Annotated in this window: 29 protein-coding genes; 12 read left to right on the plus strand and 17 right to left on the minus strand. The window is 69.4% G+C overall.

Annotated elements, in window-relative coordinates; translation table 11 throughout:
- Nucleotides 1–258: 258 nt before the first annotated feature.
- Together ACFE71_RS02520 and ACFE71_RS02525 are read right to left on the minus strand one after the other, a co-directional pair.
- On the minus strand, nucleotides 259–2,643 hold the full coding sequence (locus ACFE71_RS02520) for a ligase-associated DNA damage response DEXH box helicase (protein WP_375427306.1): 2,385 nt from the start codon (nucleotides 2,641–2,643) through the stop codon (nucleotides 259–261).
- A gap of 17 nt (nucleotides 2,644–2,660) precedes the next feature.
- On the minus strand, nucleotides 2,661–2,837 hold the full coding sequence (locus ACFE71_RS02525) for a hypothetical protein (protein WP_375427242.1): 177 nt from the start codon (nucleotides 2,835–2,837) through the stop codon (nucleotides 2,661–2,663).
- A 92-nt stretch (nucleotides 2,838–2,929) separates the two neighbouring features.
- Here ACFE71_RS02525 and ACFE71_RS02530 point away from each other — a divergent pair, with 92 nt between their 5' ends.
- The gene (locus ACFE71_RS02530; RefSeq protein ID WP_375427243.1) at nucleotides 2,930–3,931 is read left to right on the plus strand and encodes a ligase-associated DNA damage response exonuclease; all 1,002 of its coding nucleotides are present in this window, start codon (nucleotides 2,930–2,932) and stop codon (nucleotides 3,929–3,931) included.
- 3 nt (nucleotides 3,932–3,934) lie between these two features.
- Here the strand turns inward: ACFE71_RS02530 and ACFE71_RS02535 are convergent, their stop codons facing one another.
- The 6 genes from ACFE71_RS02535 to ACFE71_RS02560 all read right to left on the minus strand — a co-directional run bounded on the left by ACFE71_RS02535 (nucleotide 3,935) and on the right by ACFE71_RS02560 (nucleotide 8,581).
- Nucleotides 3,935–4,321 (minus strand): hypothetical protein, encoded by a 387-nt coding sequence (locus ACFE71_RS02535; RefSeq protein WP_375427244.1) that lies wholly within the window; start codon nucleotides 4,319–4,321, stop codon nucleotides 3,935–3,937.
- A gap of 59 nt (nucleotides 4,322–4,380) precedes the next feature.
- Nucleotides 4,381–5,877, minus strand: coding sequence for an RNA polymerase factor sigma-54 (gene rpoN / locus ACFE71_RS02540; RefSeq protein ID WP_375403208.1), 1,497 nt, complete (start codon nucleotides 5,875–5,877; stop codon nucleotides 4,381–4,383).
- 21 nt (nucleotides 5,878–5,898) lie between these two features.
- Nucleotides 5,899–6,681 (minus strand): LPS export ABC transporter ATP-binding protein, encoded by a 783-nt coding sequence (gene lptB / locus ACFE71_RS02545; protein ID WP_375427245.1) that lies wholly within the window; start codon nucleotides 6,679–6,681, stop codon nucleotides 5,899–5,901.
- A gap of 112 nt (nucleotides 6,682–6,793) precedes the next feature.
- Nucleotides 6,794–7,324 (minus strand): LptA/OstA family protein, encoded by a 531-nt coding sequence (locus tag ACFE71_RS02550; RefSeq protein WP_375403210.1) that lies wholly within the window; start codon nucleotides 7,322–7,324, stop codon nucleotides 6,794–6,796.
- Between the two features lie 5 nt (nucleotides 7,325–7,329).
- Nucleotides 7,330–7,974, minus strand: a complete 645-nt coding sequence (gene lptC, locus ACFE71_RS02555; RefSeq protein ID WP_375427246.1) for an LPS export ABC transporter periplasmic protein LptC — start codon at nucleotides 7,972–7,974, stop codon at nucleotides 7,330–7,332.
- Nucleotides 7,961–8,581: a ribonuclease D gene (locus tag ACFE71_RS02560; RefSeq protein ID WP_375427247.1), complete on the minus strand. Its 621-nt coding sequence runs from the start codon at nucleotides 8,579–8,581 to the stop codon at nucleotides 7,961–7,963. Before ACFE71_RS02560 ends, lptC begins: the two co-directional genes overlap by 14 nt.
- Nucleotides 8,582–8,836: 255 nt before the next feature.
- On the opposite strand from ACFE71_RS02560, the gene ACFE71_RS02565 reads away from it, so the two are divergent.
- Both ACFE71_RS02565 and ACFE71_RS02570 read left to right on the plus strand, forming a co-directional pair.
- Entirely contained in the window at nucleotides 8,837–9,715 is an 879-nt protein-coding gene (locus ACFE71_RS02565; RefSeq protein WP_375427248.1) for a cold-shock protein, read from the plus strand.
- Nucleotides 9,716–9,869: 154 nt separating this feature from the next.
- Nucleotides 9,870–10,679, plus strand: coding sequence for a glutaminyl-peptide cyclotransferase (locus tag ACFE71_RS02570; RefSeq protein ID WP_375427249.1), 810 nt, complete (start codon nucleotides 9,870–9,872; stop codon nucleotides 10,677–10,679).
- 324 nt (nucleotides 10,680–11,003) lie between these two features.
- Here ACFE71_RS02570 and ACFE71_RS02575 read toward each other — a convergent pair whose 3' ends face one another.
- Nucleotides 11,004–12,596 (minus strand): cisplatin damage response ATP-dependent DNA ligase, encoded by a 1,593-nt coding sequence (locus ACFE71_RS02575; RefSeq protein ID WP_375427307.1) that lies wholly within the window; start codon nucleotides 12,594–12,596, stop codon nucleotides 11,004–11,006.
- A 49-nt stretch (nucleotides 12,597–12,645) separates the two neighbouring features.
- Between ACFE71_RS02575 and ACFE71_RS02580 the strand changes: the two genes are divergently transcribed.
- The gene (locus ACFE71_RS02580) at nucleotides 12,646–13,449 is read left to right on the plus strand and encodes a metallophosphoesterase (RefSeq protein WP_375427250.1); all 804 of its coding nucleotides are present in this window, start codon (nucleotides 12,646–12,648) and stop codon (nucleotides 13,447–13,449) included.
- Between the two features lie 98 nt (nucleotides 13,450–13,547).
- On the opposite strand, the gene ACFE71_RS02585 is transcribed toward ACFE71_RS02580, so the two are convergent.
- A complete protein-coding gene (locus ACFE71_RS02585; protein ID WP_375427251.1) occupies nucleotides 13,548–14,048 on the minus strand; it encodes a Dps family protein in 501 nt (166 codons plus the stop codon).
- Between the two features lie 194 nt (nucleotides 14,049–14,242).
- Nucleotides 14,243–14,560: a hypothetical protein gene (locus ACFE71_RS02590; protein ID WP_375427252.1), complete on the minus strand. Its 318-nt coding sequence runs from the start codon at nucleotides 14,558–14,560 to the stop codon at nucleotides 14,243–14,245.
- 172 nt (nucleotides 14,561–14,732) lie between these two features.
- Here ACFE71_RS02590 and rpmG point away from each other — a divergent pair, with 172 nt between their 5' ends.
- Nucleotides 14,733–14,900, plus strand: a complete 168-nt coding sequence (rpmG, locus tag ACFE71_RS02595) for a 50S ribosomal protein L33 (RefSeq protein ID WP_375403220.1) — start codon at nucleotides 14,733–14,735, stop codon at nucleotides 14,898–14,900.
- Between the two features lie 118 nt (nucleotides 14,901–15,018).
- On the opposite strand, the gene ACFE71_RS02600 is transcribed toward rpmG, so the two are convergent.
- Nucleotides 15,019–15,381, minus strand: coding sequence for a response regulator (locus ACFE71_RS02600; RefSeq protein WP_375427253.1), 363 nt, complete (start codon nucleotides 15,379–15,381; stop codon nucleotides 15,019–15,021).
- A 35-nt stretch (nucleotides 15,382–15,416) separates the two neighbouring features.
- On the opposite strand from ACFE71_RS02600, the gene ACFE71_RS02605 reads away from it, so the two are divergent.
- The 4 genes from ACFE71_RS02605 to ACFE71_RS02620 are packed head-to-tail and all read left to right on the plus strand — an operon-like array spanning nucleotide 15,417 to nucleotide 17,990.
- The gene (locus ACFE71_RS02605) at nucleotides 15,417–15,683 is read left to right on the plus strand and encodes a DUF3572 domain-containing protein (protein ID WP_375427254.1); all 267 of its coding nucleotides are present in this window, start codon (nucleotides 15,417–15,419) and stop codon (nucleotides 15,681–15,683) included.
- On the plus strand, nucleotides 15,680–16,306 hold the full coding sequence (locus ACFE71_RS02610; protein ID WP_375427255.1) for an HAD family hydrolase: 627 nt from the start codon (nucleotides 15,680–15,682) through the stop codon (nucleotides 16,304–16,306). Before ACFE71_RS02605 ends, ACFE71_RS02610 begins: the two co-directional genes overlap by 4 nt.
- A gap of 45 nt (nucleotides 16,307–16,351) precedes the next feature.
- The gene (locus ACFE71_RS02615) at nucleotides 16,352–16,813 is read left to right on the plus strand and encodes a RidA family protein (RefSeq protein WP_375427256.1); all 462 of its coding nucleotides are present in this window, start codon (nucleotides 16,352–16,354) and stop codon (nucleotides 16,811–16,813) included.
- Between the two features lie 43 nt (nucleotides 16,814–16,856).
- A complete protein-coding gene (locus ACFE71_RS02620; protein ID WP_375427257.1) occupies nucleotides 16,857–17,990 on the plus strand; it encodes a GNAT family N-acetyltransferase in 1,134 nt (377 codons plus the stop codon).
- On the opposite strand, the gene ACFE71_RS02625 is transcribed toward ACFE71_RS02620, so the two are convergent.
- Together ACFE71_RS02625 and ACFE71_RS02630 are read right to left on the minus strand one after the other, a co-directional pair.
- Entirely contained in the window at nucleotides 17,965–19,554 is a 1,590-nt protein-coding gene (locus ACFE71_RS02625; protein ID WP_375427258.1) for a hypothetical protein, read from the minus strand. The genes ACFE71_RS02620 and ACFE71_RS02625 overlap by 26 nt on opposite strands.
- Nucleotides 19,555–19,637: 83 nt before the next feature.
- Nucleotides 19,638–20,855 carry an argininosuccinate synthase gene (locus ACFE71_RS02630; protein WP_375427259.1) on the minus strand — a complete coding sequence of 406 codons (1,218 nt, stop codon included), beginning with the start codon at nucleotides 20,853–20,855 and terminating at the stop codon, nucleotides 19,638–19,640.
- Nucleotides 20,856–20,959: 104 nt separating this feature from the next.
- On the opposite strand from ACFE71_RS02630, the gene ACFE71_RS02635 reads away from it, so the two are divergent.
- The 3 genes from ACFE71_RS02635 (at nucleotide 20,960) to ACFE71_RS02645 (ending at nucleotide 22,223) form a co-directional block, all read left to right on the plus strand.
- Nucleotides 20,960–21,349, plus strand: coding sequence for an EF-hand domain-containing protein (locus ACFE71_RS02635; RefSeq protein ID WP_375427260.1), 390 nt, complete (start codon nucleotides 20,960–20,962; stop codon nucleotides 21,347–21,349).
- A gap of 39 nt (nucleotides 21,350–21,388) precedes the next feature.
- Nucleotides 21,389–21,796 carry a hypothetical protein gene (locus tag ACFE71_RS02640; RefSeq protein WP_375427261.1) on the plus strand — a complete coding sequence of 136 codons (408 nt, stop codon included), beginning with the start codon at nucleotides 21,389–21,391 and terminating at the stop codon, nucleotides 21,794–21,796.
- A gap of 163 nt (nucleotides 21,797–21,959) precedes the next feature.
- Nucleotides 21,960–22,223: a DUF1801 domain-containing protein gene (locus ACFE71_RS02645; RefSeq protein WP_375427262.1), complete on the plus strand. Its 264-nt coding sequence runs from the start codon at nucleotides 21,960–21,962 to the stop codon at nucleotides 22,221–22,223.
- 22 nt (nucleotides 22,224–22,245) lie between these two features.
- Here the strand turns inward: ACFE71_RS02645 and ACFE71_RS02650 are convergent, their stop codons facing one another.
- From ACFE71_RS02650 to ACFE71_RS02660, 3 genes are all read right to left on the minus strand, one after another.
- Nucleotides 22,246–23,496 carry a class I SAM-dependent methyltransferase gene (locus ACFE71_RS02650; protein WP_375427263.1) on the minus strand — a complete coding sequence of 417 codons (1,251 nt, stop codon included), beginning with the start codon at nucleotides 23,494–23,496 and terminating at the stop codon, nucleotides 22,246–22,248.
- 26 nt (nucleotides 23,497–23,522) lie between these two features.
- The gene (locus ACFE71_RS02655; RefSeq protein ID WP_375427264.1) at nucleotides 23,523–24,281 is read right to left on the minus strand and encodes a sulfite exporter TauE/SafE family protein; all 759 of its coding nucleotides are present in this window, start codon (nucleotides 24,279–24,281) and stop codon (nucleotides 23,523–23,525) included.
- Between the two features lie 561 nt (nucleotides 24,282–24,842).
- Nucleotides 24,843–26,507, minus strand: coding sequence for a formate--tetrahydrofolate ligase (locus ACFE71_RS02660; RefSeq protein WP_375427265.1), 1,665 nt, complete (start codon nucleotides 26,505–26,507; stop codon nucleotides 24,843–24,845).
- Nucleotides 26,508–26,534 lie beyond the last annotated feature (27 nt).

The following is a 26,534-nucleotide window of genomic DNA, read 5'->3' on the forward strand; positions in this document are numbered from 1 at the left end:
CGGTGAATCAGCGAACGGCGCTCAGCTCAACCCGCTGATTGGGTTTGAGCCCTAGATGAACTTTGCGCTACTGCATGGGCGAGGAGACCCGGCACGTGCTCCATCATTACACTCAAACCATTTACCCAAGTTCGAACCGCCAGCCCGTCACGGGAGTAAATCCCGTGACGTCGAACGGGTCGGTTAGCCGACCCGCCGGCCGGGCTTGGGCGTCTCGCTTCGAGCTGCGCTCGGCGCGTGCGCCCTTACGCCGCGTCCCTACTCCGCCATCGCCTCCGCTGCGAGCGCCTCCGCCTCGATCAGCAGTGCGTCGTCGCCCTGGCTGGTCGAGATGCGCTCCCGCCCGATCAGCACCAGCACCGGCACCGCGAGCGGGGAGACGCGGGGGAGGTCGATGTGGACCATCGTCTCGGCGGCCCGGTCGAGGAGGTTCGCTAACCTCCCCACGTCGGTCATGCGGGCGCGGGCGTCGTCCCAGGCGGCTTGGAGGAGGAGGTGGCTCGGCTCGTATTTGCGGAGCACGTCGTAGATCAGGTCGGTCGAGAAGGTGACCTGACGCCCCGTCTTGCGCTTGCCGGGGATCTGGCGCTCGACGAGGCCGCCGATGACGGCGACCTCGCGGAAGGCGCGCTTCAGGAGCGAGGAGCCCTGCACCCATTCGACGAACTCGTCCTCGAGGATGTCGGGGGAGAACAGGCTCGCGGGGTCGGTGATCGGCTCCAGCCCGAAACAGGCGAGCGCGTAGTCGTTCGAGACGAAGCCGGTGGGTTTGAGCCCCTGCGCCTCCATGCGGCGAGTCACCAACATGCCGAGCGACTGGTGCGCGTTCCAGCCCTCGAAGCTGTAGGCGACCATGTAATGGCGGCCCTCGCGCGGGAAGGTTTCCACCAGAAGCTGGCCGGGGCGGGGCAGGACCGATCGGCGCGCCTGGATCTCCAGCCATTCGCGCACGTCGCCCGGGAACTCCGGCCACTTGCTCGGGTCGGCCAGGAAGCCGCGCACCCGGTCGGCCAGGCTCGTCGACAAGGCCATGCGGCTGCCCCCGTAGCTCGGCACGCGCGCGGGGCGGCTGGTGGCGCGGACGACGAGCTCCTCGGTGTCCATCCGCTCGACTTCGAGGCTTAAGCCCGCGAAGAAGAAGGTGTCGCCGGGGCTGAGGGTGGCGGCGAACGCCTCCTCGACGCGGCCGAGCTGGCGGCCGTTCTTGAAGCGGACGCCGAGCATCGTCGCCTCGACGATGATGCCCGCGTTCAGGCGGTGCTGGACGATGAACTTCGGGTGGGCGACGCGCCATGTCCCGTCGGGGTCGCGCGTCAGCCGCTTGAAGCGGTCATAGGCCTTCAGCGAATAACCGCCGTCCTGGATGAAGCCGAGCACCTGCGCGAACAGTTCGTCGGTGAGCGCCGAATAGGGGAGCGCGGAGCGGAGTTCGGCGAGCAGCCCCCGCTCCTCGAACGGCGCGGCGCAGGCGCAGGCCATGACGTGCTGCGCGAGCACGTCCAATGCGCCGGGGCGGAACAGGTCGGGGTCGAGCTCGCCCGCCTCGACGGCGTCGAGCGCGGCGCGGGCTTCGAGATATTCGAAGCGGTTGCCGGGCACGATCACCGCCTCCGACGCCTCGTCGAGCCGGTGGTTGGCGCGGCCGATCCGCTGGAGCAGCCGGGACGAGCCCTTGGGCGCGCCCATCTGGATCACGCAATCGACGTTCCCCCAATCGACGCCCAAATCCAGGCTTGCCGTGGCGACGAGTGCGCGGAGCCGTCCGTCGGCCATCGCCGCCTCGACTTTGCGCCTGGCCTCCAGCGACAGGCTGCCGTGATGGACGCCGATGGGGAGGCCTTGGTCGTTGGCCTTCCACAGATCCTGGAAAATGAGCTCGGCGAGGCTGCGGGTGTTGCAGAAGACGATCGAGGTGCGGTGGCGCTCGATCTCGCGCATCACCTGGACCGCAGCGTAGCGGCCCGAATGGCCCGACCAGGGGATGCGGTCCTGGGGCAGGAGGATCGAGATGTCGGGGTCCGCGCCGGGCTCGCCGCGCACCACGTCGACCGCGTCGATATCGCCGTCGGGGGCGAGCCAGGCGCGGTAGCCGTCGGGGTCGGCGACCGTCGCCGACAAAGCGACGCGGCGCATGGTCGGCGCGATCCGCTGGAGCCGGGCCATGCAGAGCGAAAGCAGGTCGCCGCGCTTGCCGGTCGCGAAGGCGTGGACCTCGTCGACGACGAAGGTCTTCAGCCCGGCGAACATGGTGAACGAGTCGGGGTAGCTCAGCAGCAGCGAGAGCGATTCGGGGGTGGTGAGGAGGATCTGCGGCGGGCGCACGCGCTGGCGGGCGCGGCGGTCGGAGGGGGTGTCGCCGGTGCGGGTCTCGACGCGGATGTCGAGCGCCATGTCGGCGACGGGGGCGAGCAGGTTGCGCTGGATGTCGACCGCGAGCGCTTTGAGCGGCGAGACGTAGAGGGTGTGGAGGCCCTCCGCGGGATGCTCGATCAGGTCGACGAGCGTGGGGAGGAAGCCCGACAGCGTCTTGCCCGCGCCGGTCGTCGCGACGAGCAGCGCGTGGCGGCCGGCGCGCGCCTCCTCCAGCATCGCGAGCTGGTGACGGCGGGGTCGCCAGCCCTTGCCCGCGAACCAGCCCTCCAGCGGTTCGGGTAAGCTGGTCAGCGCTTGGTGCGATCCACCGGGTCGCCGTCATACAGGTCCTTGGTCGCCTGCTCGGTCCGCTCCAGCGTCCGCCGAGAGGTCTTGTTGTTGCGCATCGCCCAGGCGATCACGAGGCCGAGCACGATGATGCCCCCGCCGATCGCGAGACCCCACAAACCACCAGCAAAACCCATGAGCCACTCCTACTCGATCGCTGTTTACCCAACGATGGGGGGCGCGCAAACGATCCCGGCACCACGGACACCGTTCGCGCGTAGTGCGGGACATGACGAAACTCGGCGACTGGCTCCAGCCCCATCCTCACGGCATCCATGTGCTTCCGGCCGATGCGTGGATCGACCCCTCGACGCCGCAGGCCCGCGCGCTGGTGACGCACGGGCACGCCGACCATGCGCGCGGCGGGCACGGCGCGGTGTGGGCGACGCCCGAGACGCTCGTCATAATGGAGGCGCGCTACGGGCCGCAGGAGGAACGCCCGGTCGCGTACGGCGAGACGATCCGGATGGGGGAGGTCGAGATCGGCTACGTTCCCGCCGGCCACGTGCTCGGCTCGGCGCAGATCGTGATGGATCATCGGGGCGAGCGGATCGTCGTGTCGGGCGATTACAAGCGCCGCCCCGACCCGACCTGCGCGCCGTTCCAGCCGGTCGCCTGCGACGTGTTCGTGACCGAGGCGACATTCGGGCTGCCCGTGTTCCGCCACCCCGACACGGGCGACGAGATGGACAAGCTGTTGGCGCGGCTCCACGCCAACCCGGATCGGTGCGTGCTGGTCGGAGCCTATGCGCTCGGCAAGGCGCAGCGCGTGATCGCCGAGCTGCGCGCGCGAGGGCATGCTAAGCCGATCTTCCTCCACGGCGCGCTGGTGCGGTTGTGCGAGCTGTATCAGCGGCACGGCGTCGAGCTGGGGGAACTACGCCCCGCGACCGATGCCCCGAAGGCGGAGATGGCGGGGCATGTCGTGATGTGCCCGCCCTCCGCCTTGAACGACCGCTGGACGCGGCGGCTACCCGACCCGATCACCGCCATGGCGTCGGGCTGGATGCGGGTTCGCCAGCGCGCCCGGCAAAAGAATGTCGAGCTGCCGATCATCCTGTCCGACCACGCCGATTGGGACGAGCTGACGGAGACGCTGCTCGAGATCTCGCCGAAGGAGGTGTGGGTCACGCACGGGCGGGAGGACGCGCTGGTCCATTGGTGCATGACCCGCCAGATCAAGGCGAGGGCGTTGCACCTGGTGGGGATGGAGGACGAGGACGACGACTAGGGTTCAGGCTGCGGCGCTCACATCGTCGGCGAACAGCCACGCCATCGCCTCGGCCTCGACGGTGAAGACCCGCGCTTCGCGCTTACCGATCGCGCGCTGGAGCTGCATGCGCGCGAGGCTGGAGGCTGTGATCAAGGCCAGACGTCGCGAGTGGTAGGTCGGATCGGTGAGCATCGCGCCGAACCGGGCGACCATGTCCTGCGACTGGATGCTGATCCGGCTGGTGTCGGACAGCGTCCGATGCTGGTTGGGGCCGCAATGTAGCGTCGCATAGACGCGCTGACGTTCGGCGACCAAACGCGCCAGATCGGCCGGGGTGAAGAAGCCGGACAGTCGCATCACGATCAAGTCGCGGGCCGGGTCGGCGGTGATCGAAAAGCTTGCGTCCATGCAGCCGGACGTAACGTGGGATACCTGAAAAATCGGCTAATGGCAGGTTGCGACGCTTGTCATGCCCCGATCAATGCCCGCTGGCGGCGGCGCTGGACCGAGCTGCCGATGCCGATCGCCTCGCGGTACTTGGCGACCGTCCGCCTCGCGAGGTCGAAGCCTTCCGCCCGGAGCAGCTCGACGAGCGTGTCGTCGGATAGCACGGCCGCTCCTTCGGCCGCGACCAGCCGGCGGATCGCGCTTTTGACCGCCTGCGCCGATGCGCCCTCGCCACCAGCTACCGAAGCGATGCCGCTGGTGAAGAAGTATTTCAGCTCGAACATGCCGCGCGCGCAGGACAGGTACTTGTTCGAGGTGACGCGGCTGACCGTCGATTCGTGCATCCCGATCGCGTCGGCGACGCGGGCTAGGGTAAGCGGTTTCAGATGCGCCACGCCGCGCAGGAAGAAGCCTTCCTGCGCGCGGACGATCTCGGTCGCGACCTTGAGGATGGTGCGCTGGCGCTGGTCGAGCGCCTTGGTCAGCCAGTTCGCCCCTTGCAGGCAGTCGGTGAGCCAGGCCTTCGACGCCTTGTCTTGGCGGTTGCGGCTGAGTTCGGAATAATAGGCGCGGTTGACGAGGACGCGCGGCAGGGTGGCGGTGTTCAGCTCGATCGCCCAGCCCCCCTCCTTGCCCGTCCCGGTGCGCGCGACGAACAGGTCGGGGGTGACGCTCAGCGACGGCTCGCCGCCATGGCGGCAGCCGGGTTTGGGATCGTAGCCGCGCAATTCGCGGATCATGTCGGCCATGTCCTCGTCATCGACACGGCAGATGCGCTTCAGCCGCCCGAGATCGCCGCGCGCGAGCAGCTCGAGATGATCGATCAGCCTGGCCATGGCGGGGTCGTACCGGTCCGCTTCCCTCGCCTGAAGGACGATACATTCGGCCAAGTCGCGCGCGCCTACGCCCGTCGGGTCGAGCGTGTGGATCACGTCGAGCGCACGCTCGACGCGCGCGAGCGGTACGGACAACCGGTCGGCGATGTCGCGCAAAGGTACGGTCAGATAGCCGCACTCGTCGATCTGATCGATCAGATGCTGCGCGATCAGCAGGTCGACGCCCGCCAGCAGCGGGCCGATCTGAGCGAGGAGATGGTCGGCGAGGCTGGAGGCGGCGGAGGCGAAAGCGTCGAGGTCGAGGCCGTCCTCGCTACCGGCCGAGCCGCCGGAGCCGTTCAGGCCGAGCGCGCCGTCCAGGCCGAAACCGCCGTCCGCGACGGAGTCCTGCTGGTGCGACTCGGTGGCGTAGTCCAGATCGAGGGGCGGCTCGGTCGGCTCCACCGCCGGGCCGTCCCCGGCCGGCCCGAACGGGTCCGACGTCCGCGGCGCTTCCGAGACGTCGGATGCGTCCCCTCCCGACGCACCAGCCTCCAGCAGCGGATTCTTCTCGACCTCCTCGGCGATGAACGCCTCGATCTCCAGGTTGGACAGCGCCAGCAGCTTGATCGCCTGCTGGAGCTGCGGCGTCATCACCAGCGACTGCGACTGCCGCAGATCGAGGCGTGGGGCCAAACTCATGACGAGAGAGGGCTCATGACGTTAAAGCGAGAAGCCTTCGCCAAGATACAGCCGGCGTACGTTGGCATCCGCCACGAGGTCGGTGGGCGACCCTGAGAACAGGACGCGGCCGTCGTAGATGATGTAGGCGCGGTCGACGATGTCGAGCGTCTCGCGGACATTGTGGTCGGTTATGAGCACGCCGATGCCGCGCCCCTTAAGCTGGCACACCAGGTCGCGGATGTCGGCGATGGAGATCGGGTCGATGCCCGCGAACGGCTCGTCGAGGAGGATGATCGACGGGTCGGCGGCGAGCGCGCGGGCGATCTCGGCGCGGCGGCGCTCGCCGCCCGACAACGCCATCGCGGCGGCGGAGCGGAGCTTGGTGAGCCCGAACTCGTCGAGGAGCGTGTCGAGCTTGGCGGCGCGCGCCTGCCCGTCGGGTTCGGCGAGTTCGAGGACGGAGAGGATATTTTTCTCGACGGACAGCCCGCGAAAGATCGAGGTCTCCTGCGGGAGATAGCCGAGCCCCAGGATGGCGCGGCGGTACATGGGCAGCCCGGTGATATCCTCGCCATTGAGCATGATGCGGCCCGAGTCCGGCTTCACCAGTCCCATGACCGAATAGAAGCAGGTGGTCTTGCCCGCGCCGTTGGGCCCGAGCAGCCCGACCACCTCGCCGCGCGCGATCGACACCGACACGTCGCTCAGGACAACGCGCTTGTCGTAGGATTTGGCGATGGAGACGACCTCCAGCCCGTTCGCGCCGCCCGGGCTCGAGGCGTCGACACGATCGAGGGTGGCGGTGGAGGTCAGGGCGTCCATGATGGGCTCGCTTCTCGGCTCGGCTGGTTGACGATACGTTACCATGCCGGCGATTGGCACGGAACCTGCCTGATCGCCTAGCTACGGTAAAGCGACGCGACGGAGTAGGTATTCAGCGCTTCGGGACGGAGAAGGTGCCCGTGACGCGGCCCGGCGTCCGCACGATCCCGTCCGGCGGCGTCGTCGCTGCCCCACCCGATCCGACCGACGACCCGTCGATCACCGCGCGGCCCGTATCGAGGTTGATCGTCAGCCGCCCGCCATTGACGGTGTTCGCCCCCTGATTCAGCGTCACGGCGCCCAGCATGGTGATGATCCGGCGGTTGAGGTCGTACACGGCATAGGATGACCGCGCGGTCTGATCGGGGCGGCGCACCGTCACGCCCCCGCTCGCATCCAGGCGCGACACTTGGGGGCTGCCGTCGAGCACCTGGCCCGTATAGGCGACCGTCATCCGGCCCGCATTCAGCGTCATGTCCGCTTGTTTCACGACGACGTCGCCCGACAGCACGCCGCGATTGGCGCGGTCCTGCAGCTCGATGACGCGCGCGGAGAAGTCGATCGGCGCGTTGGAGTTGTGGCGGACCTGCGCCACGGCCGATCCCGCCAGGAGCAGGAGGGCGAGGGGAAGGAGCGCGCGCATCGAGCTTACTTCGCCCCTTGCCGATCGATCCGCAAGCGGGCGTTACCCTCCAATCGGACGACGCGCGACTCGAGATCGGCGCGCATCGTGTCTGCGGAAAAATTCCCCTGCGGCGTGCGCCCGGTGACCGCGCCGGTGCCGGTCAGCCGACGCGCGGCCAAATCGGCGACCGCATCGCTGGTGTCGAGCCGGTAGCCGTCGGCGGCGCGAAACGCGACCGGTCCCTGGATGCGTACCTGGTCGGCCGCCATGTCGTAGCGGCCCTGGTTCGCGCGCAGCGTCGCCGGGCCCTCCGGCAGCTCGAGCCGGGCGGCCAGCGCGTTCAGCTCGACCACCGGCTCCGCCGAGCTCCGCTGCACCGCGCTACCCGCATCGAGCGTGAAGGCGCGGCCCCGCGCGTCCTGGCCGCGGTAGCGCGCGGATCGGATCCGCAGCCGCTCGCGCGCGACCTCCACCTTGTTCTTGTCGAGCACGAACGACACGTCGCCCGACGCGGTCAACGGCGCCATGACCAGGAACGCGGCGAGCACGCCGATGCTCATGGGCAGCACGATGCGCAGTCCCCTCATCAACCGGTCGCGCGAGCCGCCCGGCGCCGCGCCGCGCTGTCGCCGGGAGCGGTCGGCGAGCGCGGAATCAGATGTGCGCAAAGACATCGACCTCCGGCCAGCCCGCCAAGTCGAGGTCGGCGCGGTGGGGCAGGAAGTCGAAGCACGCGCGCGCCAGGTCGGTGCGGCCCTCGCGATCCAACCGTCGGTCGAGTTCGTCGCGCAGCCGGTGGAGGTAGCGCACGTCGGACGCGGCGTATTCCTTCTGCGCGTCGCTCAGCTGCGGGTTGCCCCAGTCGGAGGATTGCTGCTGCTTGGACAGCTCCACGCCCAGCAACTCACGCACGATCTCCTTCAGGCCGTGCCGGTCGGTGTAGGTCCGCACCAGCCGCGACGCGATCTTGGTGCAATAGACGGGCGCCGCGACCGTATCGAGATAATGGCGGATCGCCGCGAGGTCGAAGCGCGCGAAATGATAGAGCTTCACGCGCCCCGGGTCGCCCAGCACCGCGCGGAGTTCGGGCGCGGCGTAGTCGCTGCCGGGCGCGAAGCGAACCAGATGTTCGTTCGGTCCGCCGTCGGACAGCTGCACCACGCACAACCGGTCGCGCGGTGTGTGGAGACCCATCGTCTCCGTATCGACGGCGATCGCCGCGCCGGGGGCGAACAGGCCGGGGGGCAGGTCTTCTTGGTGGAGGTGCACGGTCATCGCGCCGGCCCTAGCGACCCGCGCCCCGTCACTCAATGCTCGCCATGGGGCATGCGCTCGCGCCCCGTCGGCCACGGTGACGGGAGATCGCGATGTGAAGTTGTCGCGGACCGAATAATTCGTTCGCCCGGGCTTGACGAAACCGCTATGGATCGTCGAAGTATCGCATGGAATATTGCGTGCGCCACCCTCATGCGTTCGTCCGGCGCGAGGTTTGGTCGGGATCACGGGCGAACCGGGAAGACGAACAGGGTTATGAGTTTCGACAAGGGTGGCCGCGGAAACCGTGGCGGGCGCGGACGCGACAAGCGGGACGGCTTCGGCGGCGGCGATAGCGAGTTCGGCGGCGGCAGCAGCTTCGGTGGCGGCGGCGACCGCTTCGGTGGCGGCAGCAGCTTCGGCGGTGGCGGTAGCAGCTATGGCGGCGGTGGCGGCGGGAGCAGCTTCGGCGGCGGTGGCGGTGGTTTCCGTGGCGGCGGTGGGGGTGGCTTCTCCGGCGGCGGTGGCGGTGGGTTCGGCGGCGGCGGCGGCGGTGGAGCCGGTCGCGGCATGCCTCCCCAGGTCGTCGGCGAAGGCACGGGCGTGGTCAAGTTCTTCAACGCGCAAAAGGGCTTCGGCTTCGTGGTGCGCGACGACGGCGGCGAGGACGTGTTCGTCCATATCTCCGCCGTCGAGCAGGCTGGATTGACCGCCCTGGCCGAGGGGCAGCCGATGGGCTTCACCCTCGTCGATCGCGGCGGCCGCATCTCGGCGACCGAGCTCAAGATCGACGGCGAGCCGATGGCCGTCACCGACCGCGGCCCGCCGCGCGACCGCGATGCGGGCCCCCCGCGCGCAGGCGGCGGCGGCTTTGGCGGCGGCGACCGGGGCGGCCCGGGCGGTGGTGACCGGGGCGGCGCGCCCCAGCGCCAGCTGACTGGCGAAAAGGCGACGGGCACGGTCAAGTTCTTCAACGCCATGAAGGGCTTCGGCTTCATCAGTCGTGACGACGGCCAGCCCGACGCGTTCGTCCATATCTCGGCCGTCGAGCGCGCGGGCATGACCGCGCTCAACGAGGGGGACCGCCTCCAGTTCGAGATCGAGGTTGATCGCCGCGGAAAATATGCGGCGGTGAACCTGTCCTCCGGCCAGTAATCCGGCCCCTCGTCCGATCGGGAAGCCCGGCTCCACCGACGTGGGGCCGGGCTTCGTCGTATGCGCTCGGTGAGTGCCCGACGCGACGGGTCGTCGGAATTGTTGAGGCGACGGGACGCACCGTTATGGAGTGCCGCCGATGCACGGAAAATCGATGATCCCCGGACGCGTCGGCCGCGCCCTGTTCGTGTTCCCGGGATTGCTGGCGCTCGGATCGCCCGCGGCGGTCAAGCCCGCTCCCCAAGCAGCCATGGCCTCGGCGATCCCGATCCTGACCGCGACGATGGTCGCTCGCTATCCGCATGATCCGAGCGCTTTCACCCAGGGGCTGATCTGGCGGGAGGGGGCGCTGTACGAGAGCGTGGGGCGGGAAGGCAGGTCGGAGGTGCGCCGCGTGCGCCTGGCCGACGGACGCGTGCTCGCGCGCGCCGCGATACCGCCCGCCCAGTTCGGCGAGGGTCTGACAGCGCACGGGAACGAGCTGATCAGCCTCACCTGGCACGACGGCGTCGCGCATCGCTGGGACGCCCGCTCCCTCAAGCGCCGGGGCGTGTTCCGCTATGCGGGCGAGGGTTGGGGATTGGCGGGCGACGGACGCTCGCTCGTGCTGTCAGACGGCACGCCGACGCTGCGCTTCCTCGACCCGAAGACCTTCGCCGAGCGCCGCCGCGTGGCCGTCACGCTGCGCGGGCGACCGTTGCGCGACCTGAACGAGCTGGAGTGGTTCGACGGCGCGGTCCACGCCAACATCTGGCACACGCCGTACATCGCCCGGATCGACCCCACGAGGGGCGTCGTGACCGCGTTGATCGACCTTTCCGCGATCGCGCGCGAAGTCGGCGCGGCCGACCCGGAGGCGGTCGCGAACGGCATCGCCTGGGACCCGGACAAGCGGCGGCTGTTCGTCACGGGCAAACTGTGGCCGGCCCTGTTCGAGATCCGGCTGGAGCCACGCCGTCCATAACGCGACCGACCGGCCGATCCGTCCGGGCCTGCCGGAACAAGCCTTCGCCCGCCCGGTCCACGGCCCGACCGATAAGATACCGACGATGGCGATGGGCCTGCTTGCGCTCGCCGCGCACCGCATCGTGCGGACGTTGAAGGCAGGGCGCGACTGCGGGCAGCAAGTTACATCCATTATGGATGTAACTTGCTGCCCGGTCAGGGTGAGCATCGCTCCCGCCAGGACGCCCGTCACCGCCTGCTACCGCGCTCATCATCGCGGACGGCGCGCGGATCGCCTTCCCCGTGTGCGGGCCCGGAACGCGGGGCAAGCGTCGCGCGATCGCTAGGTAACCAGCCGCCGCAACGTCTCTACCCTGTCCGCCTCCGCCGCCGGCTTGTCCGTCCGTATCCGCGCGATCCGGGGAAACCGCATCGCCACCCCCGATTTGTGGCGCGTCGAACCGTGGATCGAGTCGAACGCGATCTCCAGCACCATCGTTTTCTCCACCTCGCGCACCGGACCGAAGCGATTGAGCGTGTTGGTGCGCACGAACTTGTCGAGCCGGCGAAGCTCCTCGTCGGTGATGCCGCTATAGGCCTTGCCGACGGGCTGGAGCTCGCCCTCCTCGGTCCAGCAACCGAAGGTATAGTCGCTGTAATAGCTCGACCGCCGCCCGCTCCCGCGCTGCGCGTACATGATGACGCAATCGGCGGTGAGCGGGTCGCGCTTCCATTTGTACCACAGCCCCGCGCGACGCCCGCCGATGTAGGGCGAGTCGCGGCGTTTCAGCATCACCCCCTCGATCGCTGCGTCGCGCGTCCCCGCGCGGATCGCCTCCAACTCGGTGAAGTCGCTCGCCTTGATCACTTGGCTCAGGTCGAACCGGTCGGGATCGAGCCCGGGCATGAATGCCTCCAACCGCGCGCGGCGGTCGGTCCATGACAACGCGCGCAGGTCCTCCGTCCCGTCGACGAGCAGATCGTACACACGCACGAAGGCGGGATAATCGGCCAGCATCTTCGCCGACACGACCTTGCGCCCGAGCCGCTGCTGGAGCGCGTTGAAGCTCGCCGCGCCCCCGCCGTCCTCCAGCGCGCCGCCCTGATGCTCGCCCTTCACCATCAGCTCGCCATCGACGACGCCGGGCGTCGAGAACGCGGCCGCCACGTCGGGGAACGACCCGGTCACGTCGTCGCCCGTGCGGCTATAGAGCCGCGTGTGCCCGGCCACATGGACGATCTGAACGCGGATGCCGTCCCATTTCCACTCGGCGGCGTACTCGTCGAGCGACACGCGCGCATCCTCCAGCCCGTGCGCGAGCATGAAGGGTCGGAAGGTGGGCACGTCGACGGGGCTGGGCCGCTCGCCGCGCCCCTCCACCCAATCGAACAGCGACAGGTATGGCGGGTCGAGCCCGTGCCACACCTCCTCGACCAGATCGACATCGACGCCGTACGCGTCCGCCAGCGCGGTCTTGGCGAGTCGCGCCGACAGCCCCGCGCGCAGCTCGCCCGTCGCCATCTTCAGGAGCGCGAACCGCTCCTCCGGATCGAGCTGGTCGAGCATCCGCGCCAGTTCGGCGGGCGCGTCCGAGCGCGACAGGTGGCGCAACCGGTCGACCGCGCCCGATACGGTCAGCGGCTCGGCCGCGACGGGGACGACCGGCGCGGGCCACAGCAGCGACACGGTCTCCGCCGTGTCGCCCACGAAATCGCGGCTCATGCGGAACAGCACGGGGTCGATCCGCGTCTCGATCAGCGCGCGGATCAGCGCGGGCTTGACCGCGGGCAGGTCGAGATCGCCCGTCAGCGCCGCCATCGCCCAGCCCCGGTCGGGGTCGGGCGTCGCGCGGAGGTAATCGGCGACGAGCTTGAGCTTGGCGTTGCGCGAACGGGTGTAGATGAGCGAGTCGAGCAGGGCTGCGAATGCGTGCATGGCGAGCGAACGCATAGGCAAGCGCCCGCGCTCCCGCTAGGCGACCGGGGTGCGTCGTCTTATCCTGATACTGTTGCTTTCGCCCTTGTTGCTGGCGATCTGGAGCTACGGCACCGCCACCTCGAAAGCGGTGGTTCGCCGGGCGACGGTCGCGTTACCGGCTTGGCCGAACGGGACGCTGCCGATCCGTGTGCTGCTATGGAGCGACGTTCATATCGGGAACCCCACCACCGGGCCGGAGCGGCTCGAACGACTGGTGGCGCAGGCGAACGCCCTGCGGCCCGACCTGATCGTGATCGCGGGCGACTTCATCGCAGGTCATGAGCACGCGGACATCGCCGCCGCGCCTGGGCTGGCGGCGCTGACGCGATTGCGCGCGCCGCTGGGCGTCGTCGCGGTGCTCGGCAATCACGATCACTGGACCGACCCGGGCCGGGTTCGACGCGTCCTGACGGCCGCTGGCGTCCGGGTGCTCGTCAACGAGGCAGTCCGGCGAGGACCGTTGGCCGTGGGCGGCCTGGACGATCCGCCGACGCGCCACGCCGACCTGCCGGCGACGCTCGAAGCGATGCGCTCCGTCGGCGGCGTTCCGCTGCTCCTGTCGCACTCGCCCGAGATAGCGCCGAAACTGCCGGGGGGCGTGCCGCTGCTGCTCGCCGGACATACGCATTGCGGGCAGGTCGTGCTTCCCATCCTCGGCGCTCCGGTGCAGGTGACCGCGCCGCGTTATCGCTGTGGGTTGGTACGTGAAGGACCGAGGCTTACGGTGGTGACGGCGGGTACGGGGACGAGCGGATTGCCGTTCCGCTTCGGGGCGGTACCGGACATGTGGCTGCTGACGTTGGGGCCTTAGACGCGCGATCGACGACGCGGGAGTAAATACCGCGTCGTCGGTCGCGGTCGTAGCCGCGCCGGCCGCTCGGCTCGCTGGTTCGGAGACTTAGGCCGCGCCTAAGCCGTCCGGCTCGCCTCGAACAAAAACCAAGCCCGCTCTTCCGCTTGGTCGATCCACTCGTCCGCGATCGACGATGTCGCCGTATCGCGCGCCTCTTCCGCACGCTCGCGGGCATCGCGGATCACCTCGACGAGCTTCAGGTTGTCCTCGCGCAAGTTGGCCAGCATCTCCTGCGGCGGCACGAAATCACGGTCGTCGTCGCGGATCGACTGGTGGCGCTGAATATCTCCGATCGATCGGAGCGTGACGTTGCCCGTCTTGCGGACGCGCTCGGCGATCACGTCGGTCGTCTCCAGGATCTGCGTCGCCTGGTCGTCGAGCATCAGGTGATAATCGCGGAAATGCGGGCCGGACACGTGCCAATGGTAGTTCTTGGTCTTGAGATACAGCGCGAACGAGTCGGCGAGCACCAGATTCAGCCCGTCGGCGACGCTGCGCGTGTCATTGCGGTTCAGGTCGGTGGGCGTGTCGAGCTGCTTGGGAACGGCGTCGGCCATGGGATGCTCCGGAATGTGGTTCGGAAGCGGAACGACGCGCGCGCCGATTGGCTCCCGCGTCACGGCGGCCCGGGCGCCGAAAGCGCGATCGCGGCGCCCGTGACGAGGAACGGCGCCGCCGCGACCCGGCGAACGGCGGCAAGGCAACCCAGGCACGCTCGCCGGCCAACGCGGCCATCAACGCATCCACACGCTCACCCCGCCAGCCGCACCGCGCAGGCCGCCGCGAACGCGTCGCACGCCGCCGCGTCGCTCCGCTCGCACCCGACCGCATCGCTGAGCATCCCCAGCCAGCCATGGACCAGCGGCCCATGCTCCCCGCGCGACAGGGCGCGGTCGAGCAGGTGCGCCACCGTCACCGCCGGATGCAGCCCCGCCCGGTGCGCGATCGCGCGTACCTGGTCGAGCTCCCCGGCCAGATCGCGCGCCCGGGCGCGCGCGACGCGGCCGTCGATCGCGGCGATGCGCCTCGTCAGGTCCGCCCTCACGGCGTCCAGTCCCATTCCCGTCATGGCGTTTTCTCCCGTCCCGATCGTTGGCTGCACGATCGGTGTGAAGGTCGCGTTACAGATGCGCCAGGTTGACTTGGGAATGGTGTTCCGTCATGCGCGTCGCCAATCAAGCGGCGGGCGCTCGTCCGCCGCTTTTGCAGTTTCAGCACCGTTTCGTAGAAGGATAGGGCCCATGGCCAAGCCGACCACCATCAAGATCAAGCTCGTCAGCACCGCCGACACCGGCTTCTTTTACGTCACCAAGAAGAACCCGCGTACCAAGACGGAAAAGCTGTCCTTCAGCAAATACGATCCCGTCGTGCGCAAGCATGTCGAGTTCAAGGAAGCCAAGATCAAGTAAGGCGCGGGGCGGCTTGCGGCGCCCCGCCGCAAGACTCGCCCAAGCCCGGCCGGCCTGGCACTGCCAGGACCGACGACGCGGCTTCGCCGCGACGCACACCCCGTCACGTCAGCCCGCGTCACATCAGCGCGGCGATCTCGTTCATGAAGCGCTGGAGGCTGATCGGTTTCGACACGTACGCGTCCGCGCCCGCGGCGCGGATGCGCTCCTCGTCCTCGCGTCCCGCATAGGCGGTGACGGCCATCACCGGGATCGACCGGAGATCGGCGTCGGCCTTGAGCGCCAGGATCAGGTCGTATCCGGTCACGTGCGGCATCTGAATGTCCATCACGATCAGGTCGGGCGCGAACGCGCGCGCGCGGTCCACCGCCTCGCGCCCGTCGCGCACCGGCTCGACCGAGTGGTGGTGCGCGCGGAGCAGGTCGCAGAACAACTTGAGGTTGAGTTCGTTGTCCTCGACAACCAGTACCTTCTTCGTCAAATCGCGCGACCCATCACCATCTCGGATACAGCCATTTGCGCCGACAAGATACACCCGACGCCGCCTCGCTCGCGCTCCGGGCGCTGGTCTGGACACTCGGCGAGCCCGACCGGGCGCAGCGCCTCCTCGACGTGACCGGCCTCGACCCGGGCGACTTGCGCGAACGCGCGGGCGAGCCCGCCGTGCTCGCGGCGGTGCTCGGCTTCCTGGAGGGCCACCAACCCGACCTGCTCGCCTGCGCCGAGGAGCTGGAGGTCGCGCCCGAGACGCTGGTCGCGGCGCATGAGGAGCTCGAGCGTTGAGGCCGCTCCTGATCTGCGACTGCGACGAGGTGCTGCTCCACATGGTTCGCCATTTCGGCGACTGGGTGGGCGAGGCGCACGACATGGACTTCACCGTCGGCAGCCCGGAGATCTGGGGCAGCATGCGCCGCCGTTCGACCGGTGAAACGCCCGCGCGCGAGGAGATGTGGGCGCTGCTCGGCGGCTTCTTCCCCGACGAGATGCGTCGCCAGACGCTCGTGCCCCACGCCGCCGAGGCGCTCGCGGATTTGGGCGAGCAGGCGGACATCGTCGTCCTCACCAACATCGCCAACGAGTGCCACGGCCCCCGCGGCGACCAGCTTGCCAGGTTCGGCATTGACGCGCGGGTCGTCTGCAATTCGGGCGGCAAGGGTGGCCCCGTCGCCCGGCTGGTCGCCGAATACGGCGCGACCGTCGCGGTGTTCGTCGACGACCTGCCCGTCCATCATGAGTCGGTCGCGACCCATGCGCCGGGCGTCCACCGCCTGCATATGGTGTCGGAGCCCGAGCTCGCGCCGCATATCGCGCCCGCGCCGCACGCCCACGCCCGCATCGACGATTGGCGCGACGCGCGCGCCTGGATCGCGGCGCGCTTCGACGGGGGGACGCCCGCCGCGACTTGACGCCAAGAACTTGACCGGCGGACGGGGTCGGGGCAGCGACCGCGCATGATCGATACCATCGACGCGAAGCTGGCCGAACTGGGCCTGACACTTCCTCGGGCGGCCGCGCCCGTTGCGGCCTACGTGCCCACCGTCGAGGCGGGCGGGATGCTCTACCTATCGGGCCAGCTTCCCTTTCGCGACGGGCAGGTCGTGACCGGACGCCTGGGCGAGACCCTGTCGCTCGAAGAGGGGCAGGATGCCGCCAGGCTTTGCGGATTGATGGTCGTCGCGCAGGTCAAGGCGGCGCTGGGCGGGTTCGACCGGGTCCGCCGGGTCGTCAAGCTGGGCGTCTTCGTCAACTCCACCCCTGACTTCACCGACCAGCCCAAGGTCGCGAACGGCGCGTCCGAGCTGATGGCGGCCTTGTTCGGGGAGGCGGGCCGACACGCACGCGCCGCCGTCGGCGTCGCCGCGCTACCGCTCGGCGCGGCGGTCGAGGTGGACGCGGTCATCGAGCTCGACTGACCGGGTTGGAGGCGGGTCGCCCGCCCCCTATCTCGATGGACGAATGACCGCCGTCACCGCCCGCATCCTCGACGGCGTCCGCCAGCTGCCCGCGGCGGAGTGGGACGCCTGCGCCGGGGCGGGCAATCCCTTTATGTCCCATGCCTTCCTGTCGATCCTCGAGGAGTCGGGGAGCGTCGGCGGCCGATCGGGCTGGCAGGCGGTGCCGATCGTCGTCGAGGGCGCGTGCGGGACCACGCGCGCGGTCGCGCCCGCCTACGCCAAGAGCCACAGCCAGGGCGAATACGTCTTTGATCACGGCTGGGCCGATGCCTGGGAGCGCGCGGGCGGGCGTTATTACCCCAAAATACAGCTCGCGGCGCCCTTCAGTCCGGTCCCGGGGCCGCGCCTGCTGCTGCGCGACGACGCCGATGCGCCGGCGCTGATCGCGGGGGTGGAGGCGGTGGTCGATCAGCACGGCCTCTCGTCCGCGCACGCGACCTTCGTCAGCCCCGCCCAGGTGCCGCTATTCGAGGCGGCGGGCTGGTTGATCCGCGAAGGCGTCCAGTTCCACTGGGCGAATGACGGCTATGCGACCTTCGACGACTTCCTCGCCGCGCTCGCGTCGCGCAAGCGCAAGGCGATCCGCAAGGAGCGCGCGGGCGCGGTCGAGGGGCTCACGATCCGCCACCTGACCGGCGCCGAGCTGACCGAGGCGCATTGGGACGCGTTCTGGCGCTTCTATCAGGATACCGGCCGGCGCAAATGGGGCCAGCCCTACCTGACCCGCGCCTTCTTCTCGCTGCTCGGCGAGCGGATGGGCGACCGCACGCTCCTGATCCTCGCCGAACGGAACGGCCGGCCGATCGCGGGGGCGCTCAACCTGATCGGCTCCGACACGCTCTATGGCCGTTATTGGGGATCGACCGAGGAGGTGCCGTTCCTCCATTTCGAGCTCTGCTATTACCAGGCGATCGACGCCGCGATCGCGCGCGGCCTGCGGTTCGTCGAGGCGGGCGCGCAGGGCGAGCACAAGCTCGCGCGCGGTTACTCGCCGGTCGCCACCTGGTCCGCCCACTACCTGCCCGATCCCAACTTCCGCGAGGCGGTCGCCGGTTTCCTCCGCCGCGAGCGCGCGGGGGTGGCCGCGGAGCGCGAGCACCTGGAGGCGTTCACCCCGTTTCGGAAGGCGGGCTGAGCGGCCGACGATCATCGACGCGCAGCAGCAGGTGCGATCCGTCACGCCATACCGGCGTCAGGCCTCGCAGCAGCGCCGGGTCGTAGCGCGGCGGCTGGAGGAGCCAGACGTAATCGAACGCCTCGCGCGGGAACTCGGCCAGCGCGCGGGCGATCGGTCGCCACAGCTCGCGCCGGCACTGGACATACGTCACCATCTGGCTGGGATCGTGCGAATAGCGGCCCGACGCGTAGTACCGCGTCGTCAGCAACTGGCCGCCGGGCATCGACCATTGATCGTTCGAATAGGCCAGGCGACGCACCAGCGCCATCGCCGGGATATGCTCGAGCCGCGAATAGGCCCACTCGTCGCGACAGCTCCGCCCGACGAAGGTCAGCAAGCGCGCGCCCACCGGTATGTGGGGCAACGCGGCCAACGCGCGGTCGTAGCTGCGGTCATACAGCACGTAGCTCCACGTCGTGCCGCCGAGGCGGACGAGGAAGAAGGCGAGGCCCAGCGCCGCCAGCGTCGCCGATCCCCTGACCGACAACCCGCGTCGGGGCCGGAGCGCGATCAGCGCGATCGCGACCGCGAAGGGGATCAACCGCATGTCCGCATAGGCCGACCCGAACACCACGCGCGGCAGCAGGAGGAACACCAGCAGCAGGAACAGCGCGGACAGCAGCAGGTTGCGTGAATATTCGACCCGCTTGTCGCGCACGCCCTTCAGGAGGATCAGGTAGATGATCACCGTCGACGCCACGTCGAACATCATCCAGCGATCGCGCAGGATCATGATCATCCAGCTCCATTTGGCGGCCCAGTTGAACCAGTCGCCGGTGGTGCCCGTGACATGGTCGCTCGACCGCCAGAGGATCATCAACGCTATCGGCAGCGCGAGCGGGAGGCAGCCGAGACCCGCCCGTACCGCCGGCAGCGCCCAACGCCGTGCGAACCCGCGCTCTCCGATGGCGGCGTCGTGCCGGCGGATCAGCTCGGCCGAGAATGCGAGCACGCCCAGCACCCCCCAGCCGAACGTGTGGCATAGCCACAGCAGGCACGAGGCGGGGACGAACAGCGCCGCGCGCAACCGCAACCGCCCGAGCCGCGCGAGCCGGAGCCATAGCGCGAACAGGTTCAGCGCGATCGCCATCGACAGCGCGAAGTTCACGAACCCGAACTGGAACGGGTAGCCGTACGCCAGCGGCAACGCGAACAGCGCGGTCGCGGGGACGCGCCCATGCACCTCGCGCGCGATCCACAGCAGCCCCGCCACCGTCAATGCCGGGATGAAAATGACGATCAGCTTGACGCCGAACTCCAGCCCGAACAGCCGCGCCATCGGCTCGATGAGCAGATCGACGCCCAGGTTGCCGATCACCTGCCAGTGGAAATCGTACCAGCCGGCCAGGTGCGGGTGCCGGCCCTGCGACAGCTGCACGCGGAAGCGGCCCATATGTCCGGGCAGGTCGACGAGCGGCGGGATGTCGGGCCACCAGAGCGGTATCGTCGCGGCCAGCGCGGCCAGCGCGACGAACAGCCGGGTCTGCCACCAATGGAGTTTGGTCGTGGGCTGGGCGGGCATCGCCGCAGGGTCTAGGCGCGCGGTCCGGACGCGACAAGCGGTCCGGCCAGCCCTATCCGGATGCTCGCCGACCCCGGCGCGCGTCAGCGGTCGCGGCGTCCCAGCAACCGCAACCGGAGCGCGTTGAGCTTGATGAACCCCGCCGCGTCCCGCTGGTCGTACGCGCCGCCGTCATCCTCGAACGTCACCACCTTTTCCGAATAGAGCGAATGCGGCGAGCGGCGGCCGACAACGTGCGCGGCACCCTTATAGAGCTTCAGGCGAACGGCGCCGTCGACCTTGGCCTGCGAATGGTCGATCGCCGCCTGCAGCATCTCGCGCTCGGGCGAGAACCAGAAGCCGTTATAGACCAGCTCGGCATAGCGCGGCATCAGCTCGTCCTTCAGGTGCGCCGCGCCCCGGTCGAGCGTCAGCTGCTCGATCGCGCGGTGCGCGACGTGCAGGATCGTGCCGCCCGGCGTTTCATACATGCCCCGCGACTTCATCCCCACGAAGCGGTTCTCGACCAGGTCGAGCCGCCCGATCCCGTGCGCGCGGCCGAGGTCGTTGAGCTTGGCGAGCAGCGACGCGGGGGACAGCCCCTCGCCGTTCACCGCCACCGCGTCGCCGCGCTCGAAATCGACGGTGATTACCTCGGCCAAGTCGGGAGCGTCCTCCGGCGCGACCGTGCGCGAATAGACGTAAGGGGGAACCTCCTCCCACGGATCCTCCAGCACCAGTCCCTCCGACGAGGTGTGGAGCAGGTTCGCGTCGGTCGAGAAGGGCGCCTCGCCGCGCTTGTCGCGCGGGATCGGGATCTGGCGCGACTCGGCGTACTCGATCAGCTTCGTGCGGCTCGTCAGGTCCCACTCCCGCCAAGGCGCGATCACCCGGATGTCGGGCTGGAGCGCGTAGTACCCCAGCTCGAAGCGGACCTGGTCGTTGCCCTTGCCGGTCGCCCCGTGCGCCACCGCGTCCGCGCCGACCTCGCGCGCGATCTCGATCTGGCGCTTGGCGATCAGCGGCCGCGCGATCGAGGTGCCAAGCAGATATAGCCCCTCATACAGCGCGTTGGCGCGGATCGTCGGATAGACGTAATCGCGCACGAACTCCTCGCGCAGGTCGTCGATGAAGACGTGTTCGGGCTTCACTCCCATCATTAGCGCCTTGTCGCGCGCGGGCCCCAGCTCCTCGCCCTGGCCCAAATCGGCGGTGAAGGTCACGACCTCGCACCCGTAATTATCCTGCAGCCAGCGCAGGATCACGCTGGTGTCGAGCCCGCCCGAATAGGCGAGCACCACTTTGTTCACGGGATCGGTCACGACGCGGTCCTTCGGGATCGGGGAGCCCGCGCCCGTACCGGGCGTTCATGGGGGGTACAAGGCCGGGCGGGCATCGACGCCCGACCCATTCGGAGTACCCGCCCGTGTCGCGACCGTCGTCCCTGATCTTCCTAGCCCCACTCTTCGTCGTCGCGCCCGCCCTGGCACAGGAGACGCAGGCCACCGCCGCCGCCCGCTTCTCGCGGGAGTTCGCCGCGACCGACCTGAACAAGGACGGCGCATGGACCAAGCCGGAGATCGCCGCGCGCCTGGGCCGGATGCGCGCGGGCACCAAGAAGCCCGATCCCATCAACGTGAAACGGCTGACCGACCTGTGGTTCGGCCGCGCCGACCTGAACAAGAACGGCAAGGTGACCGAGGCGGAGGCGCAGGGGCTGCTGGCGGCGGTGTTCCAACGCTACGACGCGAACAAGGACGGTCGCATCGGCGGCGGCGAGCGCGCGGCCGCCAAGTCGGGCGTGCAGGGCCGCTAGGAAGGGATCGAAGCGGGAGGGTCGCCCGTTCACGCGGGCATGACCCACCTAAAGACCTCGCCCGCCCATATCGTTCTCGCCGCGTTGGCGCTCGCGACGGCCACCGCCGCCCTGGCCCAGACGCCGACCACCCGCGCCGCGTCGCGCGCCTGGGTCCGGACCGAGTTCGCCCGCGCCGACGTCAACCGCGACGGCGTGCTCGCGCGCGGCGAGGTGACGCGCGCGGTCAACCGTCATCACGGCCGGCTGTCGACCGGGCGCAGCCGCATCCTGACCAATATGTGGTTCAACCGCCTGGACGGGAACCGGTCCAACTCGATCGGGCGCGACGAGGCGCAGACGGTCAATGACGAGTTCTGGGACCGGTTCGACCGGAACCGCGACGGCCGCCTCGGCCCGCGCGAGCGGGGGTTCGCCGAGGCGTTCCTGAAGAACCCCGCCCGCTAGACTCCGAGACCCCTCCCGCGTCATATTGGCGCGGGAGGACAGGACTATGGACGAGGTGGAAACGCTGCTGGCCAAGGTTCCGCCTGCCCGCGCGACGGAAGCGCGTCAGGCGGTCGCGCTGATGGCGCGGGTCACGGGCGAACCGCCCGCCGCCTAGGGATCGATGATCGGGTTCGGCCGCTATCGCTATCGCCACGAAAGCGGGCGCGAGGGAGAGGCGTTCCGCGTCGGCCTCGCCGCGCGCAAGGACGCGCTGACGCTGTACCTGCCGTGCGAAGGGGCGATGGGCGACGCGCTGATCAACCGGCTCGGCCCGGTCAAGCGCGGCAAGGGGTGCGTGTACGTCAAGCGGCTGGCCGAGGTGGACCTGCCCGCGCTGGAGGCGCTCGTCGCGCACGTCCATGCGAACCCGCCGAGCGCGATCTGACCCGACCCTCTCTCGCGTAGCCCTATGCGGGAGAGGGTCGGGAGGCGCCGCCTCGCAACGCCCCCTCCGCCTCCGCCATATAATCCCGCGTCACCGGCACCTCGCGCCGCGCGCGCGAAAATTGCAGCTGGTAATTGCACATCCCCCCAAACTCGAACGCCGCCGCCGCGCCCGACAGGTAGAAGGTCCACATCCGGTAGAACGGCTCGTCATACATCGCGACGATCGCCTCGCGCGCCGCGACCGCGCGCTCGTACCAATGCCGGATCGTCCAGGCGTAATGCAGCCTGAGCACCTCCACGTCCGTCGGGAACATCCTGAGGCCCTCATGCCCGCGCACGATCTCGGACAATGCCGGGTTGTACCCGCCCGGAAAGATGTGCTTGGCGGTCCAGGCGTCCGTCACCCCGGGCTTTCCCATCCGCCCGATCGTGTGGAGCAGCATCACCCCGTCCTCGGTCAGCAGGTCGCGGCATTTCGCGAAGAACGCCCGGTATTGCGGCGGGCCGACATGCTCGAACATTCCCACCGACACGATCCGGTCGAACCGGCCCTCCACGGCGCGGTAGTCGATCAGCTCGAACCGGACCTTGTCCGCCACCCCCGCCGCCTCGGCCCGCGCGCGCGCGACCGCGAGCTGCTCGGTCGATAGCGTGACGCCGAGCACTTCCGCGCCCGTCTTGGCGTGCAGATACAACGCCAACCCGCCCCATCCGCACCCGATATCGAGGACGCGCATCCCCGGCGCGATGAGCAGCTTGGCGGCGATGTGCGCCTGCTTGTCGGCCTGCGCCCTCTCCAGCGTGTTGCCCGGATCGGTGAAGTAGGCGCAGCTGTAATTCAGGTCGGCATCGAGGAAGAGCCGGTAGAAATCGGCCGACAGGTCGTAATGATGCGCGACGTTGCGCCGCGATCGCCGCGCCGAGTTGTACCGGTCGAGCCGGTATCTGACCGCGTCCACTGCGCGTGTCGTCCGGCCGCCCTTCAGCTGGTTGCGCCCGTGCTCCCAGGCATTGCCCCCCTTTATCAGGCGGACGAGGTCCCATACCTCGCCCTCGTCGATCAAGAGGCGGCCGTCCATGTACATCTCCCCGGCGCCAAGCCCCGGATCGGTCAGGATGCGTCGCTCGGCCGCGCGGTCGGTGAAACGGATCGTCACGTCCTTCAGGTCGGGGTCGGATCGCCCGAACACGACGCGTTCGCCGCCCGGATGGACGACGGTCAACCGCCCGCGCTTGACCGCGCGCGCCAGGAATCGATCGATCAACGCCATCGGTGGATATCCCCCTTTTGCGAAGCCTAGCCGTAGGCGCGCCAGAAGAACACGCCCGTCGTCACCGCGGTCACGAGCAACGTCCACGCCCTGACCGCGCCCGCAGGCAGCCTGAGCCCTAGATGCGCTCCCGCCCACCCGCCGATCACCGCCCCGACCAGCATCGGCAGGCACGCCGCCCAAGCGACCATCCCGACCGCCACGAACACGCACGCCGCCGCCGCGTTGGCGATCGCCAGCATCAGCGTGCGCGGCGCGAACAACGCGCGCGGTGCGATCCCCGCGAGCAGCCCGTAAATCGCCGTCGTGATCAGCCCGACGCCGCCACCGAAATAGCCGCCATAGACCCCCAGCATCGCCTGCGCCGCGACCAGCGACCGCGGCCCGATCGCCGCGCGCGCATGGAGCCACGCGGCGGCGCGCTTGCCGAACGCGATGACGAGGAACGCGAACAGCAGCAGCCAGGGAATGAGCAGATCGAATGTCGCGGTCGGCGTCCACACCAACAGCAGGCTTCCCGCGATTGCGCCGGCGAACGTGATCCCCGCGAGCATGGCGACCGGCACCCCGCCCAGCGGCCCGAGCTCCCCCCGGAACGTCCACGCGCTAGCCGCCGCGCCAGGCAACAGCGCGACGTTCGAGGTCGCGTTGGCGGTGTTGGCGGGCAGCCCGAGCGCGATCAGCGCGGGCAGGGTGGCGAACGTCCCGCCCCCCGCCAGCGCGTTCATCGCCCCGCCGACGACCCCGGCGGCGAAGGACAGGGCGAGGGAGGGGAGGTCGGGCACCACTTCCCTTCGGGCGTCCAAAAGCCATTGTCGACTCGTATACAGACGCCGAAGGCGGTGACCAGCCGTCCCACCTACCTCGTCACCCCGGGCTAGACCCGGGGTCCCGCTGACCATCGCTCGAAAGAAGAAGCGAGGTGCCGGGTCGAGCCCGGCATGACGTGTAGGGCGGAAAACGCATATCGGACTGTGCGGGCGCGGCCGGGCGGCTTCTCACAGAACGATACTGATCGGTCCGGCGGGATGGTGTCCGGGTTCGGACGTGGATCGAGAGCGGACGTGAGAAAACGCTGTCCTACACAATCGATTTCCGGTCCAAGCTCGACGGTGCCGCCTCGACTCGCCCCGATGCCCCCGCAAGCAGCGAGCGGGTCACGCGCTCGCCACTCGTCTCCCCGGCGGAGGCGATGGTGTTCGCCCACGACCCGAACCAGCACACGGTTCGTCGCGCCACGCACTCACCTCACCGACGAAAACGCTCGATACGCGTTACCTTCGTTACCTTCGCCCGCTCGGGCCGGGACCGTTCTTGGCGTGACCTTTAGTGAACTTCCGCCCACCTCACGACAGTCCCTCGATCTCGCCCGCCGCGTTCAGCCGCATGCCTTCCGCCGCGGGTACGCGGGGCAAGCCGGGCATCGTCATCAGGTCGCCGCAGATCGCGACCACGAAACCAGCGCCCGCCGCCAGCCTGACCTCGCGCACGGGCAGGGTGAACCCCGTCGGCGCGCCGACCAGCCCCGGGTCGGCCGAGAAGCTATATTGCGTTTTGGCCATGCACACCGGCAACCCGCCATGCCCCGCCGCCTCCCACGTCGCCAGTTGCCTGCGGATCACGGGCGACGCGTCCACGTCCCGCGCGCGGTAGATGCGCTTGGCCACGCGCTCGATCTTGTCGAACAGCGGCATCTCGTCGGGATATAGCGGCGCGAACCGCGCCGCGCCGCCATCGGCCAGCGCCGCGACCGCTTCGGCCAACTCGACCGCGCCCGCGCCGCCTTCCGCCCAATGCCGACAGACGATCGCCTCCGATCCGGCCGCCCGGGCGAGTTCGCGGACCGAGTCCAGCTCGGCGGTCGTATCCGCGTCGAACCCGTTGATCGCCACCACCGCCGGCACTCCGAACGAGCGTACGTTCTCCAGATGACGCCGCAGGTTGGCCGCCCCCCGCTGCACCGCGCCGACATCCTCGTGGCCAAGATCACCCTTGGCGACCCCGCCGTTCATCTTGAGCGCGCGCACCGTCGCGACGATCACGGCGGCGTCGGGCGACAGCCCCGCCTGCCGGCACTTGATGTCGAAGAACTTCTCCGCCCCTAGATCCGCGCCGAATCCCGCCTCGGTCACGACATAGTCACCCAGCGCCATCGCGGCTCGCGTCGCGATCACCGAATTGCAGCCATGCGCGATGTTGGCGAACGGCCCGCCATGCACGAACGCCGGGGTGCCTTCCAGCGTCTGGACGAGGTTGGGCTTGATCGCCCCCCTGAGCAGCACCGCCATCGCCCCGTCCGCCTTCAGATCGCGTGCGGTGACTGGCCGCCGGTCGCGCGTGGATGCGACGACGATCCGGCCGAGCCGGTCCTGCAGATCGTCCAGGTCGCGGGCGAGGCACAGGATCGCCATCACCTCCGACGCGACGGTGATGTCGAACCCGGACTCGCGCGGGAAGCCCTCGGCCGCCCCGCCGAGCGACTGGACGATCCGGCGGAGCGCCCGGTCGTTGACGTCGAGCACGCGCCGCCACGTCACCCGCCGCACGTCGATATCGAGCGTATTACCCCAATGGACATGGTTGTCGATCATCGCCGCGAGCAGGTTGTGCGCCGCCGTCACCGCATGGAAGTCGCCGGTGAAATGAAGGTTGATCTCCTCCATCGGCGCGACCTGCGCGCGGCCCCCGCCGGTCGCGCCGCCCTTGGTCCCGAAACACGGGCCCAGCGACGGCTCGCGCAGCGCCAGCACCGCGCGGCGACCGGTCAACGTCAACGCGTCCGCCAGCCCGATCGAGGTGGTCGTCTTACCCTCGCCCGCGGGCGTCGGGTTGATCGCGGTGACGAGGATCAACTTCCCACGCCCGCGCGGGACGCCGATCGCGCCCGGGTCGATCTTGGCCTTGTAGCGCCCGTAAGACTCGACCGCCCCGTCCGGGATGCCCAGCCGGGCGGCGACCTCGCCGATGGGTCGGAGCGTCGCGGCGCGGGAGATCTCGATGTCGGTCTGCATCCCCGGCCGCTACCCCGGCGCGGCGGG

This window comes from uncultured Sphingomonas sp., assembly GCF_964237155.1.
GTDB lineage: Bacteria > Pseudomonadota > Alphaproteobacteria > Sphingomonadales > Sphingomonadaceae > Sphingomonas.

Excerpts from the sequence above, each read along its gene's own strand:
- ACFE71_RS02525 (WP_375427242.1), bottom strand. The coding sequence starts at position 2,837 with ATGGGTTTTGCTGGTGGTTTGTGGGGTCTCGCGATCGGCGGGGGCATC.
- ACFE71_RS02530 (WP_375427243.1), top strand. The coding sequence starts at position 2,930 with ATGACGAAACTCGGCGACTGGCTCCAGCCCCATCCTCACGGCATCCAT.
- ACFE71_RS02535 (WP_375427244.1), bottom strand. The coding sequence starts at position 4,321 with ATGGACGCAAGCTTTTCGATCACCGCCGACCCGGCCCGCGACTTGATC.
- rpoN (WP_375403208.1), bottom strand. The coding sequence starts at position 5,877 with ATGAGTTTGGCCCCACGCCTCGATCTGCGGCAGTCGCAGTCGCTGGTG.
- lptB (WP_375427245.1), bottom strand. The coding sequence starts at position 6,681 with ATGGACGCCCTGACCTCCACCGCCACCCTCGATCGTGTCGACGCCTCG.
- ACFE71_RS02550 (WP_375403210.1), bottom strand. The coding sequence starts at position 7,324 with ATGCGCGCGCTCCTTCCCCTCGCCCTCCTGCTCCTGGCGGGATCGGCC.
- ACFE71_RS02560 (WP_375427247.1), bottom strand. The coding sequence starts at position 8,581 with ATGACCGTGCACCTCCACCAAGAAGACCTGCCCCCCGGCCTGTTCGCC.
- ACFE71_RS02565 (WP_375427248.1), top strand. The coding sequence starts at position 8,837 with ATGAGTTTCGACAAGGGTGGCCGCGGAAACCGTGGCGGGCGCGGACGC.
- ACFE71_RS02570 (WP_375427249.1), top strand. The coding sequence starts at position 9,870 with ATGATCCCCGGACGCGTCGGCCGCGCCCTGTTCGTGTTCCCGGGATTG.
- ACFE71_RS02575 (WP_375427307.1), bottom strand. The coding sequence starts at position 12,596 with ATGCACGCATTCGCAGCCCTGCTCGACTCGCTCATCTACACCCGTTCG.
- ACFE71_RS02585 (WP_375427251.1), bottom strand. The coding sequence starts at position 14,048 with ATGGCCGACGCCGTTCCCAAGCAGCTCGACACGCCCACCGACCTGAAC.
- ACFE71_RS02590 (WP_375427252.1), bottom strand. The coding sequence starts at position 14,560 with ATGACGGGAATGGGACTGGACGCCGTGAGGGCGGACCTGACGAGGCGC.
- rpmG (WP_375403220.1), top strand. The coding sequence starts at position 14,733 with ATGGCCAAGCCGACCACCATCAAGATCAAGCTCGTCAGCACCGCCGAC.
- ACFE71_RS02615 (WP_375427256.1), top strand. The coding sequence starts at position 16,352 with ATGATCGATACCATCGACGCGAAGCTGGCCGAACTGGGCCTGACACTT.
- ACFE71_RS02620 (WP_375427257.1), top strand. The coding sequence starts at position 16,857 with ATGACCGCCGTCACCGCCCGCATCCTCGACGGCGTCCGCCAGCTGCCC.
- ACFE71_RS02625 (WP_375427258.1), bottom strand. The coding sequence starts at position 19,554 with ATGCCCGCCCAGCCCACGACCAAACTCCATTGGTGGCAGACCCGGCTG.
- ACFE71_RS02640 (WP_375427261.1), top strand. The coding sequence starts at position 21,389 with ATGACCCACCTAAAGACCTCGCCCGCCCATATCGTTCTCGCCGCGTTG.
- ACFE71_RS02645 (WP_375427262.1), top strand. The coding sequence starts at position 21,960 with ATGATCGGGTTCGGCCGCTATCGCTATCGCCACGAAAGCGGGCGCGAG.
- ACFE71_RS02650 (WP_375427263.1), bottom strand. The coding sequence starts at position 23,496 with ATGGCGTTGATCGATCGATTCCTGGCGCGCGCGGTCAAGCGCGGGCGG.
- ACFE71_RS02660 (WP_375427265.1), bottom strand. The coding sequence starts at position 26,507 with ATGCAGACCGACATCGAGATCTCCCGCGCCGCGACGCTCCGACCCATC.